Raw genomic sequence first — 15355 nt, forward strand, 5'->3', positions numbered from 1 at the left:
AAAGCCACGCGTAAGTGCCGTCGGGGAGCCAGATGGATCAGATGACAGTTGCGAGAGAGACAGGCTGTTGACGGGCAATGCAGGCGATCACCGCGATGCTGCGCAAACCCGGCCGCCATGTCCACCACGCTGGAGCGGTTACGCCGGTGCGATCTCCGCAGGGACGGGCATGGCCTTCATCGCTCTGGTGGTGTCGCTGCAATGGCTGCGCGGCGATCTGGACTGGATCGATGCACAACTGAGTGCCTACCTGCACGGCGCTTACGGCTTGCTGCTGCGCACCGCTTATTGCCTGCTGGCCGCAGCCATGGCGTTGCTGGCGCTGGGCCTGTATGCGGCGCTGGCGCCGATAGCGTGCAGTCGCACGGTGGTGGGCTTGTTCTGCATGGCGGCAATAGGCCTGAGCGCTGTGGCGATCGGCGACAGCTGGATGCCGGTGTTCGCACCCGACGCGGCGGAGATGGTGCATCTGTTGTCGGCGGATACCGCATTTCTATGCGTCATTGCAGCGATATTGCTGCAATCCTGGTATTTCCGCGGTGATCGTTGGTGGCGACAGCACTTCGTACCGGCGTTCGGTCTGGGCTTGGCGGCATTTGCGCTGTTGTTGTTCCACGTCAGCGTGACCAGCGTGCCGCTGGGTATCAGCCAGAAGAGTGCCATCGGGGCGATCGTGTCCTGGATGGTGATGGTTGGGCTGTGGTTGGCGCGCTACATACGTGCGCAGGCTGCATGTTTGCCGCATTCGCGTGACAATGGCCGGGCCAATCAACCGTAGGAAGTCTGAAATGCAGCGATTCGATGCGGGTCCGCGGATGTCCGAGATGACCGTTCATGGTGGCGTGTGCTACCTGGCCGGCCAGATTGCCGATGACACCAGCGAAGACATCACCGGGCAGACCCGCCAGGTGCTGGCGGAGATCGACAAGCTGCTGGCGCAGGCAGCCAGCGACAAGACCAAGATCCTGCGCGCCGAAATCTACCTGGCCGACATCGCCGACTTCGACGGCATGAACGTCGCCTGGGACGAATGGGTGCCGCACTGCTTCACCCCAGCGCGCGCCACGGTCGAAGCCAAACTGGCGCGGCCGGAATGGAAGGTGGAGATCGTGATCACCGCAGCGGCGGGCTGATCGCGCGTCGCGTGCGCCAACCGAGACGGCTGCGTATCCGCCAGGGTGCGCGGCGGCGTCTTTGATCGGTTTGTCATCCCCCGCGCACTACGCGCTTGTCAGCGCAGTGCATGGATGACGGGCGATTGCATGGGCTCAGCCGCGTCGTGCCTGGCACGCTTCACTCATCGAGGTTGAAGCATGTGCACGTTATCTCGACTGCAAAGCGCCCGGCCGACGCGCGATAGATGCGTCCGATCCATCGCGCCTGCTCTACATCGCCAGCTACCGTGATGGTCCGCGTGATGTCGCCTACGCGGATACATGGCAGGTGCGCCTGCTGGTCAGTCATCGCCGTGCAGGCGTTTGACCCAGCGTTGCGCTCAGCGTTTGACGAAGCGGTAGTGCGCCACCCCCCATTCGCGGCCATGGTCGTAGCCGAACAGCTCTGCGCAGGCCAGCCAGAACATGCGCCAACGCTGCCACCAGCGCTGCGCGTCGTCGCCGTAGGTCTGCTTCAGCAGCGGCATGATCTGCGCGCGGTGGCGGTCCTGGTTTTCCAGCCAGGCATTGGCGGTCTTTTCGTAATGCTCGCCCGACAAGACCCAGCGTTGTTCGATCACCACGTCCTGCTGGAAATGCAGCAGGGTATCGGCCGCCGGCATCAGCCCGCCTGTGAAGAAATGCCGCCCCATCCAGTTGTCTTCGCCGGCCACCTCGAACGGATAGGCCAGATCGCGATGACAGAAGATATGCACGAACAACTTGCCGCCGGGCGCCAGCCAGCTGCCCACACGCGCAAGCAGATCGCGGTAGTTGCGCATGTGCTCGAACATTTCCACCGACACCACCCGGTCGAAATTGCCCGGCGGCAGCGCCAGCGCGTTGACGTCGGCGGTGATGACCTGCACGTTGTCTAGGCCGCGGAGGCGGCACTGCTCCAGGATGTGTGCGCGTTGCGGGCGCGAATTGGACACTGCGGTGATGGTGGCGTTGGGGTAGCGCTCGGCCATCCACAAGGTCAGCGAGCCCCAGCCGCAGCCGAGCTCCAGAATGCGTTGACCATCGGCCAGCTCGGCGCGTTGCCCGTATAGCGCCAGCATGCGTTCTTCGGCCGCGTCCAGGTCCGGTGTGCTCGCGTCCCAGTAGCAGCTGCTGTACTTCAGCCGCTTGCCCAGGCACAGGGTGAAGAACTGCGGCGGCAATTCGTAATGCTGGCGATTGGCGGCATCGGTTTCGATCGCGATCGCGCTGGCGCGCAGGCTGTCGATGAAAGCGCGCTGCCGCTCGCCGTTGGCATCGGCATCGCCGCCGCGCTCATCGCGCAGACGCTGCGCGCACAGACGCCGGATGCCATGACGCAACGCGGCGTCGGGCAGCACCCCGGATTCGGCCAGACGGGTGGCGAAGGCTTCTTCGGGCAGCGAGGAGGGCGGGGCGGTGACGGTGGACATGCAACTCTCCAGGCAACTCAGGACGAAGGGGGAAGCGGGAAAAACGCACTGGTGGTGCGCTGGTACTGCGCGTAATCCTCACCACGCGAGCGCAGGGCCTGCTGCTCGGTGTAGGGAATACCGGTGAAGCGATACAGAAACACGAACATCACCACCGGCCCGAGCGCGCACAGCGCCACCGGCCAGGGCCCGGCGCCGGCCGCCAGGGCCAGATAAGCGAACCAATGCACGAACTCGAAGAAATAATTGGGATGACGCGAATACCGCCACAGCCCGGTGCGACAGGTCTTGCCGCGATTGGCCGGGTCGGCCTTGTGTGCAGACAACTGCCGGTCGGCCACGGCCTCGCCGCCGACCGCGATCAACCACACCACGACCGCCAAGGTGCTCCACACGCTCCACGCCGGGTTCGGGTTGCTGGCCGCAGCGAGGAACGGCACCGCAAACAGCACCACCACCACCGCCTGGGCCAGGAAGAAGCCGAGGAACTTGCGCTGGTCGCCGTTCCAATGCTCACGCAGCGCGCGATAACGGCCGTCTTCATGCGGGTCGCCGAACACGCGCACGCCCAGATGCCAGGCCAGACGCGCGCCCCACGCACCGCCAAGCACCGCCACCAATACGCGCGGCAGCAGCGCACCGTCGGACATCCACGCGCAACACGGCGCAGCCACCGCCAGGCAGGCGGCCCACAACACGTCGACGGGGCCGGCATTGCCGCTGCGGCGCTGCCAGAGCCAGCCCAGCACCATCACCCCACTTGCGACTACGCCCACATGCAGCAGCGGCCACACAGTCATTGCAGTTCTCCGGTCAGGTCACGCGGCAATGGTCGCGCCAAACGCCGTGCATACAGCGACAACACGCCGCAGGCCACGCCCCAGCCGATGCCGACGGCGAGCACCGTATGCAGCAGCGGCGGGAACAGTTCCACCGCATGCCAGCTGCGTTGCGCCAGCCAATACGAAAACGGGCCGAAGATGGCGCCCAGCAACACCGCCAGCCAGGTGCGTTGCATCACGCTGCGCAGCGAATGATTGAGCGTGAGCGCAAAGCCGACCCACAGCGCCAGAATCCACGCCGGTGCCAGTGCGCTGCCGGGCCACGGCGCGGCGTAACGCACCCAGCCTCCGGCCGCCAGCGTGGTGTCCAGCAGCAAGCCCAGCGCCAATGCGGCGATCAGTAACGGCACATCGCCTACCGCGCGTCGCGAAGGCCGCAGTTGGTACAGCGCAAATAACGCCAGCGCCAGCAGCGTTGGCCACACGCGCCCGTGCGCGGCGGCGGCCACCGCCACCACCCAGAGCACCTGCAGGCCGAGATAGTTACCGAGCTGCTTCATGCCTCACGCAAGACCGGGTACGAACTGCGGTGGGCGCGCGCCGGGCTTGCTCAGCCACAGGTGCACGTCGCCGATCGAACGCTCCAGAAAGCCGGCTTCGCAATACGCCAGATAAAACTCCCACATGCGGATGAAGCGTTCGTCGTAGCCCAGTGCGCGCACCTGCGGCAACTGGGTCATGAAACGCTGCCGCCAGGCGCGCAGCGTCAATGCGTAGCTGGGGCCGATATCTTCCAGATGGAACAGGCGCAGATCGCTGGCCCGCGCCACCGCGCCGGTCATCGCCGCAACCGACGGAATGAAGCTGCCGGGGAAGATATGCCGCTTGATGAAATCCACCGAATGCAGCGCCTGCTTGTAACGGTGATCCTCGATGGTGATGGCCTGGATCAGCGCCTCGCCATCGTCGGCAAGCAGGCTGCCGACCTTGGCGAAGTAGGTGTCCAGATACTGGTGGCCGATCGCCTCGATCATCTCGATCGACACCACGCGATCGAAGCGGCCCTGCAGGTCGCGGTAGTCGCTCAACAACACGGTGACCCGGTCGCTCAAACCGGCATCGGCGATGCGCTGTGTCGCCAGATCGAACTGCTCGCGCGAGATGGTGGTGGTGGTGACCCGGCAGCCGTGTTCGCGCGCCGCATGCAGGGCAAAACCGCCCCAGCCGGAGCCGATTTCGACCACGTGGTGCTGCGGGCCCAGGCGCAACTTCTGACAGATGCGTTCGAGCTTGCGCGTGGCCGCACGTTCCAGCGCCGCCTCGCCCTGCGCTTCTTCGCCATCGACGAAGATCGCCGACGAGTACATCAGGTTCTGATCCAGAAACAGCTCGAACAGCGGGTTGCCCAGGTCGTAATGCGCGGCGATGTTGCGCCGGCTGCCGCTGCGGGTATTGCGCGCGAACGCATGCAGGCTACGCATCGCCCAGCCACCCAGGCGCGCGGTGCCGGTTTCCATTGCGTCCAGCCGGTCGCGATTGCGCAGCAGCAGGCGCATCAGCCCGACCAGATCGTCGCACTGCCACTGCCCATCCATGTACGACTCGCCCGCACCGACGCTGCCGTTGAGTGCGGCCTGCCGATAAAAATCCGGGTCGATGACGCGCAACTGCATCTGCAGCGCGTGCGCACCGCTGGCAGTGCCCAGCGTGGTCACCGCGTCGCCTTCGTGCAGTTGCAGCTGGCCGTCGCGCAGGTCGCCGAGCGTCGCCAGCAGGCGCTTGCGCAGCAGGCGGTCCGTCCATGAAGCCGCGCGTGGCGCAGCAGTATCGGGCAGGGACGTGGCGTTCATCGGGGGTCTCGCACAGGCGGATGGGGGTGGTCGTGGACAGGGTTGCCGCGCAGCCACAGGCGCAAGGCCTGCCAGTGGATGGCGAGCACCACCTGCACGGTCATCAAGGGATAGGCGAGCAAGGTGCGCGCCAATGCGCGCGCGGTCAGCGGCTGACGTTGCAGGACCAGCGTGGCATCGAAGCGGCGCGTGCCGCTGTTGTCGATCGCGCACTCAGCGACGTCGTCGTTGGCATCCAGCACGTCCATATGCACGCGCAGCTGCGCATCCGGCACGCTGAAGCGCCAGTCGTAGCGGTGCTGCATGCCCATGAACGGCGACACGTGGAAGCGTTTGTCGAACCGCCATGCATGCACATCGCGATGCGTGCGTGCCTGTGCGACCGGCAGCACGTAGGTGTGCCGTTGCTGCCAGGGCGTGTTGGTGATTTCCGCCACGATCCAGCGCAAACCGTCGTGCCGATCGAAGCAGTAATAAAAGCTCACCGGATTGAACACATGGCCGAAGTAGCGCAGATGCGTCAGTAGCCGGATGGCGCCGTCCGGGCGCTCGCCGGTCTGCGCCTGCACGCAATCGCGCACTGCCTGGTCCAGCGGAATGGAGGGGTCGCCCAGGTAATCGCTGCGGCGGAACTGCGCCAGATTGGCGCGACCTACCGACCACAGCCAGCGATGGGCGAACACCTGATCCAGTTCGGACAGGTCCAGGTACATCAAAAACAGGCGGTAACGGAAATCCAGCGGTTTGGGCGCGAAGCGGCGATGCCGCACCCATCCGGTGTAGATCGCGCTGCGCAAGCCGCCGGCCACGCTGCCGGTGCCGCTGTCCTCACCGGGAGGTAGCGGCACGGCGTCGGTGCTGGCTTCGCGCAGCAATTGCATCACCAGGTCACTCCCAGGCCATGGGCTACGTCCACACCGCTGCGCAGGCCGTCTTCGTGGAAGCCGAAGCCCCATGCGGCACCGGCAAACCAGGTGTGGTGGCGGCCCTGGATCTCTGCCTTGCGCTCCTGCGCCGCCAGTGCGGCGGCGTTCTGTACCGGGTGGCGATAGCGCATGCGCCGCAGCACCTTGGCCGGGTCGATGTCGTGGTCGCGGTTGAGACTGACGATGAAGGGCTGCGGCGCCTCGATCGACTGCAGCGCGTTCATCCAGTAACTCACCGTGCAGGGCGCCTGCGGGTCGGCCGGCACATGCGCATTCCACGCCGCCCAGGCGCGCTTGTCGCGCGGCAACACGCCGGCATCGGTATGCAGCACGGTGTCGTTGTCCTGGTAGGTGATTCCGCCCAGGATCTGCCGTTCGGACGCGGTGGCATCGCTAAGCAAGGTCAGTGCATCGTCGGCATGGCAAGCCAGTACCACCTCGTCGAAATATTCTTCGCCGCGCAGCGAGCGGAGCATGATGCCGTCAGGCGTGCGCCGGATCGCATGCACCGGCGTGGACAGTCGCTCCAGCACCTGCCAACGCCGCCGCAACGCACGCACGTAGCTGTTGGAGCCGCCACGCACCACCTGCCACTGCGGCCGGCCGCTGATCTGTAGCATGTGGTGGTTGGCCATGAAGCCGATCAGTTGGCCCATCGGAAATTCAAGGATGGTCTGCGACGGCGAGGACCACAGCGCCGACGCCATCGGCACCAGGTGCTGGTCGCGAAACGCGGCCGAATAGTGATGCCGTTGCAGATACGCGCCCAGCGTGCTGAAACGTTCGTCGCTGTGCAGCACCGCTGGCGCCTGCCGATAAAAACGCCGCAGGTCCGCCAGCATGCGCCAGAAGCGCGGGCTGAGCAGATTGCGCCGCTGGCAAAACAATCCATCCAGGCTACCAGCGTTGTACTCCAGCCCGCTGGCTGCATCGTGCACCGAAAAACTCATCGTGGTCGGCTGCGATGCCACGTCCAGCTCGGCGAACATGCGGGTCAGCAGCGGGTAGTGCTGCGGGTTGAACACGATGAAGCCGCTGTCCACCGCATAGCGCTGGCCGTCCAGCTGGATGTCGTGCGTATGGGTGTGGCCGCCGAGATAATCGGACGCCTCGAACAAGGTGACCTCGTAGCGACGCGACAACAGCCAAGCCGCACCCAGGCCGGCGATTCCGCTGCCGACCACGGCAATCCTGCCCTCGCTCATCGCGCCACCCGTTGCGCGCGGCGCGTGAGCATTGCCGGCATCGGCTTGAGGTCCCACACCAGCCCCACCCACGACATTGCCTTGAGGCCGTACCAGGTCACGTCGTACTCCCACCAGCGCATGCCTTGCCGCGCCGACCCGGGGAAGAAGTGATGGTTGTTGTGCCAGCCTTCGCCAAAGGTGATCAGCGCCAACAGCCAGTTGTTGCGGCTGTCGTCGCGCGTCTCGAATCGCCGGCTACCGAAGCGGTGCGCCAGCGAATTGATGGTGAAGGTGGCATGGAACAGCGCCACGGTGGACAGCACGAATCCCCATACCAGCAGCTGCGGGCCGTTGGTGTGCAACGCGGGCGCGGCATCGGCCAGCCAGTCGCCAAGCAGATACAGGCCAAGCGCGAGCAGTACCGGCATCACGATGTCGAAGCGGTCGATAAAACGCAGCTCGCCGAAACGGCGCAGGTCCGGGATCGCTTCCCAATCGGTGCGGAAATTACGCGGGGTCAGGAACCAACCGGTGTGGCTCCACCAGAACCCGTGCTGGGCCGGCGAATGCGGGTCGCGGCCGGTGTCGGTGTGCCGATGGTGGTTGCGGTGATGCGCCGCCCACCACAGCGGCCCGCGCTGCACGCAGGTCGCACCGATGGCGGCAAACACGAACTGCAACACGCGCGAGGTCTTGAATGCGCGATGGGAAAAATAGCGGTGATAGAAGCCGGTGAGCGCGAACATGCGCAGCGCGTACAACGCCAATGCCATGCCCACCGCAAACCACGACACGCCCACCCAGAACACCGCCAGGCAGGCTACATGCAGCGCGATGAAGGGCAGGGCACGCAGCCAGTCGATGCGGTCGGCGCGTGCCTCGTCCAATGGCTCGTCGGTTTGCGAATCCACCCAGCGACGCAGGCTGCCGATGCGCGATGCAACCCAGCCGCGCCGCTTGGGCGAGGGCTGAGGCGTTGCGACGTGGGGGTCGAGTCCAGTGCTCGGCACGCGTGGTTCTCCGTAGGTTATCGAAACCCTGTACGCAAGCTGCCGGCAAACAGATGCACCAGCCCGCTTGATCGTCGCACGCACGGACGGGATTGACGCGTTTGCGCAACCCGATGACGCACGCGCGCGCACCGATGTGTGCGCTCAGTATCACTGACGCAGATGAGGCGGCTTGTGAAGTTGCCTGCCTGAGCGCCGCAGGCGAGCATGCGGGAGCAGCGCCACGCAGGCGTGCTCATCCCGGACGGACAGCACACATTGGCAGTGAGGAGAAGTGGCCCTGTCAGGCCACTGCTGCGTCGCGTCTCGCAGCCGCGCAGCAGGTGCTCATGCGCCCGATCAGGGCGCCATTGCCAGCGTGCTGATGCCGCCCTTGGCAACCACCGTGCCGGTGGCCACGCCACCCGGTGCACCGCCGGGCGGTTCCAGCGTCACTGCCAGGATCGCCTCGTTGCTGAGCATGGGCATCAGCTGGTCGGGAATCTGCGCACGACGCGCACGCTGATCGTCGAAGGTACCCATCGAATGCGCCTTGCCGTCCGGCGTGATCAGCCACAGCTCGGGCACCTTGTCGGCCGTGGCGGTGCGATCCAGCGGCGTCACCGTGATGGTGTGCTTGTCTGCATCCATCAGCGCCACATAGCCCGGACGCCCGTCTTCGGTGGCCAGCGTGGAGGTCATTGCAATGCCGGTGGCCGGCGGTGTGGTGGTCGCAGGTGGGGCGACCGGGGTCTGTACGACCGGCGTATCGCCAACAGGCGGTACCGGTGCCGGCGGCGTGCGCAGGTTCAACAACGCGAGCACGCACACTGCAGCGGTCGCCAGGCCGCCGGCGCTGGCCCACCGCCATACGCGCACGTTGTTCCACAAGGGCGCGGCCGGTCTGCTGGTGGTGGCTGCCGGCGCGGCCGACGTCACTGCACGCAGCGGCATGTCAAAGCCCAGCGCCTGCCGCACCTGCGCCCACACCTGGTCAGGCGGGGTCACGGCAGCGATCTCTTCCAGCAGCGGGGCCAGAAGATCCTGCCACTGCAGCACCGCCTGGGCGAACTGGGCGTCGGTGGCGATGCGTTGTTCTGCTGCCAGGCGTTCTTCTGCGCTCAGCAGGCCGAGCACGTACTCGCCGGCCAACACGTCGCGCGGCGGTTCCTGGTCGATGGGAAAGGGCGTGCTCATCGTTCCAGACATGCCTTGAGTTTGGCCAGGCCGCGGCGGATCCAGCTTTTGACCGTGCCGATCGGGGTGTCGGTGCGCGCGGCGAGCTCTTCGTAGGTGATGCCTTCGAAGAACGCGGTGCGAATCAGTTCGCTGCGCGGCGGTTCGAGTTCGGCCAGGCAGTGGTCGATGCGGCGGCGCGTGCTGGCGCGCTCGGTGCGCTCCAGCGGCGACGCATCGCCATCGCGCAGTTCGCCGGCATCGTCCAGCGCCACGTTGCGGCGCTGCGGCGCATTGGCACGCAGATGATCGATCGCCTTGTTGCGCGCGATCATCGCCAGCCAGGTCAGCCCGCGCGCGCGCGTAGGATCGAACTGCCCGGCCTTGTGCCAGATCAGCGTGAACACGTCCTGCAGCACCTCTTCGGCCTCGGCACGTTGCGGGATCATGCGCAGGCAGACCCCGAACAGCTTGGGCGAGGTCTGCCGGTACAGCGCTTCGAAGGCATGCCGGTCGCCACCCGCAGTTGCGGTCAGCAGGCGTCCGGTTTCATCGTCGTCGTGGCCAGGAATGGCACTCATGCGGTCGGGCGTTGAGTAAGGTGGGGGCGATGCTACCGGACTGTGCAGGCGCTGTCTGTCACTTGCGCAACCACAGCAGCACGGCGGCGAGCAGCAACAGGATCTCGACACCGGCAAGCGCGACGGTTGGCGCGGAAACCGGCCACAAGCGCGACAGCGCAACGTTGCGGAACAGCACGATGGGCACGTAGAACGCCAGTGCGACCAGCAAGCCGGTGCGCGGTTGATTGATCCAGGCGAAATAACCGAACAGAAACGCCATGCCCAACTGCAGGCCGCCATAGATGACCAGATACTCCGATTGCCCGGCCGGCGAGAGCTGGGTATAGCCAACCGCGTTTGCGGTCTTGGCCGGCGACAGCGTGCACCAGATCGCCAGCACGACGTAGAGCACTGCGTTGAGCCAGAGATAGGCCTTTGCCATGGACGTGTTCCTGTAGGGGGAGTGGGTGCCCGGGCCGTTGTACGCAACGGCGCGTGGTCGAACGTGAAGATGGTGCCGGCCTGGCTCATGACGCGCTGCAGCTCCGGATCAGCGGCTGCTCGCGCGCCTGGCGCAGGTCGTCTGCAGTGGTTGCGCGCGCAGCGCTGTCCGGGAACACGATGCGTACGCGCGGGTAGCGCCCCTGCGCGTCGCGCAGATTGCCCACACCGCGGAACTCGAGCAGGCGTTTGTTGGCGATGGAATAACGCACTTCCAGCGAGGGCACCGCCGCGCCATACCAGGCGTCGAGCGAAATGCGGAAGCGGCGCTGGCCGGCGCTGTCGTCGATGCGTTCGACCCGGAACGCCAATTGCCGTTGTAGGCTGGGCAGCACGAAGTCCACACGTTGCGACTTGCTGGCAAGCGCATCCCAGTGGCGGCGCAGATAGGCATCGAAACCGGCATCGATGACGCGCTCGTCTTCGCCGGCCGGTAACGCTGTGCTGCGTTCGGGTTTGCCGGGCTGTTGCTGGAACATTTCGCGCACGCCATTGCGCGTGCGCACGCCTTCGCGGTAGCCGTCGCGCCCATCGATCAGGCTGAAATCGGGCGAAGTGCCACTGCCATCGACCTGCTTGCGTGCGAACGCTTGTCCGTTCGGGCAGCGGTAAAGCACCAGCCGCCCGCCGTCGTCGAGCAGCCAGTGCGACTCGCGGTAGCGCAGCGCGCCCTTGTCGGCATCGAACACATCGCCGTCCACCCGCGTGACCGCCACCGCGTTGAGCGGCGCGCTGCCCAGCACCAGCAGCAACAATGGCGGAATCGGCCGGCAGCGGAGTGCCAGCGCAGCAACGACAGCAGCAAATGGACGCATCGGCCGATTCCTCGATGGGAGTACCTATGCATACGGGCACAGCCGCAGCATGGATGCGCCGGCGGCATCGGGACGTTCCTGACTGAATGCAGGACCCGGTCGCCATGGCCGGTGGCGTTGGCGTTGCCGTGATCCCGGGCGGTTGCGCGTGGGGAGGCGCCGCTGGTCATGCCGGCAGGCCGAATCACCGTTGCGACCTGCATCGAGGTGCCCGGCAAGCCCCTCCACGTTTGTCATCGGTCGAGCGCCAGTGCGGCAATCGCAACACCATGTGTGGCCGATGCAATGTCCAGTGCCGGTCGTGCCAGACGGGTAGCGCAGCGGCGTGCGCACGCGGCGCCTAGCCGACGGCGCGCAACTCGATGCAATCCACCGGGCAGGCCGGCAGGCACAGCTCGCAGCCGGTGCACAGCGGCGCGATCACCGTGTGCATGTGCTTGGCCCCGCCGACGATCGCATCCACCGGACAGGCCTGGATGCACTTGGTGCAGCCGATGCAATCGGCCTCCACGATCCAGGCCACCTGCGGTGGTTTGTGCGCGCCGCGGCTGCGATCGAACGGGCGTGCCGGTACCTCCAGCACCTGCGCCAGCGCGCGGGCGCCGGCATCGCCGCCGGGCGGGCAATGGTCGACGTCGGCCAGCCCGTCGGCCATGGCCTGCGCGTAGGGGCGGCAGCCGTCGTAGCCGCATTGACCGCACTGGGTCTGTGGCAGCAGGCGGTCGAGACGTTCGACCAGGGAGGGGGCGGAGGCAGGCATACGATCAGTGCAGCAGATTGCCGCGATACCAGCGCTGTTGCGCCAGTGCCAGCATCGGCGTGTCTTCGCGGCTGTCGCCGTAGGCATGCACGCATGCGTACTGCGACAGGTCGTAGCGCGCGCGAATCTGCGCGGCCTTGTGCGGGCCGCAATCGCCGTCGGCATAGCGCCCGCTCAGGCGGCCGTCGCTGTGCTCCAGCCGGTTGCAGATCAGCGACAGCCCATGCTGCGTGCACCACGGCTGCAGATACAGATCCACCGATGCCGACACCAGCACCACCTCGTGCCCTTGCGCCTGGTGCCAGTCGATGCGCTGCATCATCTCTGCACGCAGCATGCCCGGCAGTGCGGTGCGCGCGTAGTCCACGCCGTGTGCGGCCATCTCATCCAGCGTGCGGCCGCTGAACACAATGCGGGTCACACGTGCACGCAACGCCGCAGCGGACACCAGGCCCAGCCGATAGCCCAGCACCCACGGACCGACCTGCCACCTTGCCGATGCCAACTGCGCGGGCGTGGCCACCTTGCGCAGGAAGCGCGCATAGGTGTCGCAGGTGGTGATGGTGTGGTCGAAGTCGAACAGGGCCAGGTGCATAGGGGCTGGGATTGGGGAGTTGGGATTCGGGATGGGTTGAGGGCGCGGTGACGGTTTGTTCTCCTCTCCCGCATGCGGGGGAGGTGCTACGCCAGCGTTGATCTAACTCCCTTCTCGCGCATGCGGGAACGGGGCTGCTCCATCGCTGATCTAACTCCTTCTCTCGCGCGCGGGAAAGGGGCTGCGATATCGCTGATCTAACGCCTTCTCCCGCTTGCGGGAGAAGGTGCCCCGCAGGGGCGGATGAGGGGACGCGCCAAGCACTCGTGTCAGGTCTCTCTCAACAATCAGCTCTGGCTTCTACTAATCCCGACTCCCCAATCCCGACTCCCCAATCCCGACTCCCCAATCCCGCTTCACCGCACAGGCATGCCCGGCTGGGCGCCGCTGTCGGCATCCAGCAGCGCCAGGGCGCCGCCGTCGAAGCCGGCCGACAGAATCATGCCTTCGCTGATGCCGAAGCGCATCTTGCGCGGGGCCAGGTTGGCGATGAACACCACGCTGCGGCCGACCAGCGTTTCCGGTTCGCCGTAGCTGCCGCGGATGCCCGAGAAGATCTGGCGCTTGCCAAGTTCGCCGGCATCCAGCTCGAAGCGCAGCAGCTTGTCCGAGCCTTCCACGAACTCGCACACCAGCACCTTGCCGATGCGCAGATCGAGCTTGGCGAAATCGTCGATGCCAATAAGACCTGTATTCGAGACGGAGGCAGGGGAATTGGCCGGCGTAGCCGCCTTTGCATCGGTCTTGGCCGCCGTTGCAGTGCTGGCGGTGGCCGTAGCGGGAGCCGCAGCTGCGGCCATGGTGTCTTTTGAAGCGTCGGTCATTGCGTCGATCTGTTTGGGGTCGATACGGGTGAACAGGGCGGTGTAGGGCTGGATCGTGTGCGCCGTGAGCGGGCGCTGCACATCGTCCCAACTGGCCATGGGCGCCGACAAAAAAGCCTCGGCTTCGGCGCAGGTGCGCGGCAGGATCGGCTTGAGTGCGGCGACCAGGATGCGGAACAGGTTCAGGCCCTGGGTGCAGACCGATTGCAGCTGCGCATCGGCGCCGTCCTGCTTGGCGATCACCCACGGCTTGGTGTCGTCGATGTACTTGTTGGCCTCGTCGGCCAGCGCCATGGTCTGGCGGATCGCGCTGGCTGCATCGTTGCGCTCATACGCCTCGCGGATCGGCGCCAACGCGGCGACGAAGCGGTCGTACTGCGCCGGATCGGGCAGCGCGTCGGCCAGCTTGCCGTCGAAGCGCTTGCCGATGAAGCCGGCGCAGCGACTGGCCAGGTTGACGAACTTGCCGACCAGATCGGCATTCACCCGTGCGATGAAATCGCCCAGGTTGAGGTCCAGATCGTCCACGCCGCCCGAGGACTTGGCGGCGAAGTAATAGCGCAGCGCCTCCGGCTCCAGACCGACATCCAGGAAGGTCCGCGCCATCACGAAGGTACCGCGCGACTTGGACATCTTGGCGCCGTCCACGGTCAGATAGCCGTTGACGTGCAGGCGCGTGGGCGCGCGGTGGCCGGTGCCGTGCAGCACCGCCGGCCAGAACAGGCCGTGGAAATTGACGATGTCCTTGCCGATGAAGTGATGCAGCTCGGTCTGCGTGCCGGCCACCAGATGCGCGTCGAAGTCTTCGCCCATCTGCGCGCACAGCGTCTTGAAGCTGCACAGATAGCCGATCGGCGCATCCAGCCACACGTAGAAATACTTGCCCGGCTGGCCGGGAATCTGGAAGCCGAAATACGGCGCATCGCGCGAGATGTCCCACGCGCGCAGGCCGCCTTCGGTATCCAGCCATTCCTTGAGCTTGGCCTTGACGCCCGTCAACGCCACATCGCCGGCCAGCCACTCACGCAGGAAGCCATCGAAATGGCCCACCTCGAAGAAGAAGTGCTCCGAATCGCGCAGCTCCGGCGTGGCGCCGGAGATCACCGATTTGGGCTCCTTCAGCTCGGTTGGCGCGTAGGTGGCACCGCACACTTCGCAGTTGTCGCCGTACTGGTCGGCGCTGCCGCAGTTGGGGCAGATCCCCTTGATGTAGCGGTCCGGCAGGAACATGCCCTTGGCCGGGTCGTAGAACTGCGCCACCGAGCGCCGGCTGATATGGCCGGCTGCTTCCAGCTTGTTGTAGAACGCTTCGGTGAGCTCGCGATTGACCGGCGAATTGGTCGAATCGTAATGATCGAAGGTCACCCCGAACGCGGCGAAATCGCGCTCATGGCTGGCCTGGATGTTGGCGATGAAGGCTTCCGGGGTGACGCCGGCCTTCTCGGCCGCCAGCATGATCGGCGTGCCGTGGGTGTCGTCGGCGCAGACGAACCAGGTCTTGTCGCCGCGCAACCGGCGCGCGCGCACCCAGATATCGGCCTGGATGTAACCGACCAGGTGGCCAAGATGCAGCGGACCGTTGGCATACGGCAGAGCGGTGGTGACAAGTGCGGTGCGGGTCATGGCAGGCGTGATGCGGGGGACACGCGATTATCGCACTAGTCGGGAAAGGGGCGGGAATGGGGAATTGGGAATGGGGAATCGGTTGAAGCAGGCTAGGTTTGTCGCGATGTTGATGTGCGCAGGCTAGTCGCCGGGTGTGGGAGCGCAATGACGGTCACCTTTGCGTGTCAGGTCTTCTCGCCTGCCGGTACTCCGGGT

16 protein-coding genes are annotated in these 15355 nt (G+C 65.9%); 2 read left to right on the forward strand and 14 right to left on the reverse strand.

Features of this window, described 5'->3' with window-relative positions; translation table 11 throughout:
* The first annotated feature begins 67 nt into the window (after window positions 1–67).
* Both ACCQ06_RS08415 and ACCQ06_RS08420 read left to right on the forward strand, forming a co-directional pair.
* Window positions 68–778 carry a DUF998 domain-containing protein gene (locus tag ACCQ06_RS08415; RefSeq protein WP_228322659.1) on the forward strand — a complete coding sequence of 237 codons (711 nt, stop codon included), beginning with the start codon at window positions 68–70 and terminating at the stop codon, window positions 776–778.
* Window positions 779–788: 10 nt separating this feature from the next.
* The gene (locus ACCQ06_RS08420; protein ID WP_104614031.1) at window positions 789–1133 is read left to right on the forward strand and encodes a RidA family protein; all 345 of its coding nucleotides are present in this window, start codon (window positions 789–791) and stop codon (window positions 1131–1133) included.
* A 362-nt stretch (window positions 1134–1495) separates the two neighbouring features.
* On the opposite strand, the gene ACCQ06_RS08425 is transcribed toward ACCQ06_RS08420, so the two are convergent.
* The 14 genes from ACCQ06_RS08425 to metG form a co-directional block, all read right to left on the reverse strand.
* A complete protein-coding gene (locus ACCQ06_RS08425) occupies window positions 1496–2566 on the reverse strand; it encodes an SAM-dependent methyltransferase (protein ID WP_228322658.1) in 1071 nt (356 codons plus the stop codon).
* A 17-nt stretch (window positions 2567–2583) separates the two neighbouring features.
* Window positions 2584–3366 carry a DUF1295 domain-containing protein gene (locus tag ACCQ06_RS08430; RefSeq protein ID WP_316691686.1) on the reverse strand — a complete coding sequence of 261 codons (783 nt, stop codon included), beginning with the start codon at window positions 3364–3366 and terminating at the stop codon, window positions 2584–2586.
* The gene (locus tag ACCQ06_RS08435) at window positions 3363–3908 is read right to left on the reverse strand and encodes a DUF2878 domain-containing protein (protein ID WP_316691687.1); all 546 of its coding nucleotides are present in this window, start codon (window positions 3906–3908) and stop codon (window positions 3363–3365) included. Before ACCQ06_RS08435 ends, ACCQ06_RS08430 begins: the two co-directional genes overlap by 4 nt.
* Before the next feature lie 3 nt (window positions 3909–3911).
* Window positions 3912–5198 carry a class I SAM-dependent methyltransferase gene (locus ACCQ06_RS08440; protein ID WP_316691688.1) on the reverse strand — a complete coding sequence of 429 codons (1287 nt, stop codon included), beginning with the start codon at window positions 5196–5198 and terminating at the stop codon, window positions 3912–3914.
* Window positions 5195–6079: a DUF1365 domain-containing protein gene (locus ACCQ06_RS08445; protein WP_228322778.1), complete on the reverse strand. Its 885-nt coding sequence runs from the start codon at window positions 6077–6079 to the stop codon at window positions 5195–5197. Before ACCQ06_RS08445 ends, ACCQ06_RS08440 begins: the two co-directional genes overlap by 4 nt.
* Complete coding sequence (locus tag ACCQ06_RS08450) at window positions 6079–7329, reverse strand: NAD(P)/FAD-dependent oxidoreductase (protein ID WP_228322656.1); 1251 nt, start codon at window positions 7327–7329, stop codon at window positions 6079–6081. The genes ACCQ06_RS08445 and ACCQ06_RS08450 overlap by 1 nt, the downstream gene beginning before the upstream one ends.
* Entirely contained in the window at window positions 7326–8321 is a 996-nt protein-coding gene (locus tag ACCQ06_RS08455; protein WP_228322655.1) for an acyl-CoA desaturase, read from the reverse strand. Before ACCQ06_RS08455 ends, ACCQ06_RS08450 begins: the two co-directional genes overlap by 4 nt.
* Before the next feature lie 339 nt (window positions 8322–8660).
* Window positions 8661–9497, reverse strand: coding sequence for an anti-sigma factor (locus ACCQ06_RS08460; RefSeq protein WP_170068436.1), 837 nt, complete (start codon window positions 9495–9497; stop codon window positions 8661–8663).
* A complete protein-coding gene (locus ACCQ06_RS08465) occupies window positions 9494–10057 on the reverse strand; it encodes a sigma-70 family RNA polymerase sigma factor (protein WP_104614022.1) in 564 nt (187 codons plus the stop codon). Before ACCQ06_RS08465 ends, ACCQ06_RS08460 begins: the two co-directional genes overlap by 4 nt.
* A 58-nt stretch (window positions 10058–10115) precedes the next feature.
* Window positions 10116–10481, reverse strand: a complete 366-nt coding sequence (locus ACCQ06_RS08470; RefSeq protein ID WP_104614021.1) for a DUF4345 domain-containing protein — start codon at window positions 10479–10481, stop codon at window positions 10116–10118.
* Window positions 10482–10566: 85 nt separating this feature from the next.
* Window positions 10567–11355: a hypothetical protein gene (locus ACCQ06_RS08475; RefSeq protein ID WP_228322654.1), complete on the reverse strand. Its 789-nt coding sequence runs from the start codon at window positions 11353–11355 to the stop codon at window positions 10567–10569.
* Window positions 11356–11695: 340 nt separating this feature from the next.
* Window positions 11696–12115 (reverse strand): Rnf electron transport complex subunit RnfB, encoded by a 420-nt coding sequence (rnfB, locus tag ACCQ06_RS08480; RefSeq protein WP_104614018.1) that lies wholly within the window; start codon window positions 12113–12115, stop codon window positions 11696–11698.
* Between the two features lie 4 nt (window positions 12116–12119).
* Window positions 12120–12710 (reverse strand): HAD family hydrolase, encoded by a 591-nt coding sequence (locus tag ACCQ06_RS08485; RefSeq protein ID WP_228322653.1) that lies wholly within the window; start codon window positions 12708–12710, stop codon window positions 12120–12122.
* A gap of 356 nt (window positions 12711–13066) precedes the next feature.
* A complete protein-coding gene (gene metG, locus ACCQ06_RS08490) occupies window positions 13067–15157 on the reverse strand; it encodes a methionine--tRNA ligase (RefSeq protein WP_316691693.1) in 2091 nt (696 codons plus the stop codon).
* Between the last annotated feature and the right edge of the window lie 198 nt (window positions 15158–15355).

The organism is Xanthomonas sp. NCPPB 4467 (assembly GCF_041475665.2).
Classification (GTDB): Bacteria; Pseudomonadota; Gammaproteobacteria; order Xanthomonadales; family Xanthomonadaceae; genus Xanthomonas; species Xanthomonas dyei.

Bases quoted from the DNA above. Each gene is read 5' to 3' on its own strand.
- ACCQ06_RS08445 (WP_228322778.1), bottom strand. From the start codon at position 6,079: ATGCAATTGCTGCGCGAAGCCAGCACCGACGCCGTGCCGCTACCTCCC.
- ACCQ06_RS08425 (WP_228322658.1), bottom strand. From the start codon at position 2,566: ATGTCCACCGTCACCGCCCCGCCCTCCTCGCTGCCCGAAGAAGCCTTC.
- ACCQ06_RS08470 (WP_104614021.1), bottom strand. From the start codon at position 10,481: ATGGCAAAGGCCTATCTCTGGCTCAACGCAGTGCTCTACGTCGTGCTG.
- rnfB (WP_104614018.1), bottom strand. From the start codon at position 12,115: ATGCCTGCCTCCGCCCCCTCCCTGGTCGAACGTCTCGACCGCCTGCTG.
- ACCQ06_RS08465 (WP_104614022.1), bottom strand. From the start codon at position 10,057: ATGAGTGCCATTCCTGGCCACGACGACGATGAAACCGGACGCCTGCTG.
- ACCQ06_RS08435 (WP_316691687.1), bottom strand. From the start codon at position 3,908: ATGAAGCAGCTCGGTAACTATCTCGGCCTGCAGGTGCTCTGGGTGGTG.
- ACCQ06_RS08420 (WP_104614031.1), top strand. From the start codon at position 789: ATGCAGCGATTCGATGCGGGTCCGCGGATGTCCGAGATGACCGTTCAT.
- ACCQ06_RS08460 (WP_170068436.1), bottom strand. From the start codon at position 9,497: ATGAGCACGCCCTTTCCCATCGACCAGGAACCGCCGCGCGACGTGTTG.
- ACCQ06_RS08430 (WP_316691686.1), bottom strand. From the start codon at position 3,366: ATGACTGTGTGGCCGCTGCTGCATGTGGGCGTAGTCGCAAGTGGGGTG.
- ACCQ06_RS08485 (WP_228322653.1), bottom strand. From the start codon at position 12,710: ATGCACCTGGCCCTGTTCGACTTCGACCACACCATCACCACCTGCGAC.
- ACCQ06_RS08440 (WP_316691688.1), bottom strand. From the start codon at position 5,198: ATGAACGCCACGTCCCTGCCCGATACTGCTGCGCCACGCGCGGCTTCA.
- ACCQ06_RS08450 (WP_228322656.1), bottom strand. From the start codon at position 7,329: ATGAGCGAGGGCAGGATTGCCGTGGTCGGCAGCGGAATCGCCGGCCTG.
- metG (WP_316691693.1), bottom strand. From the start codon at position 15,157: ATGACCCGCACCGCACTTGTCACCACCGCTCTGCCGTATGCCAACGGT.
- ACCQ06_RS08475 (WP_228322654.1), bottom strand. From the start codon at position 11,355: ATGCGTCCATTTGCTGCTGTCGTTGCTGCGCTGGCACTCCGCTGCCGG.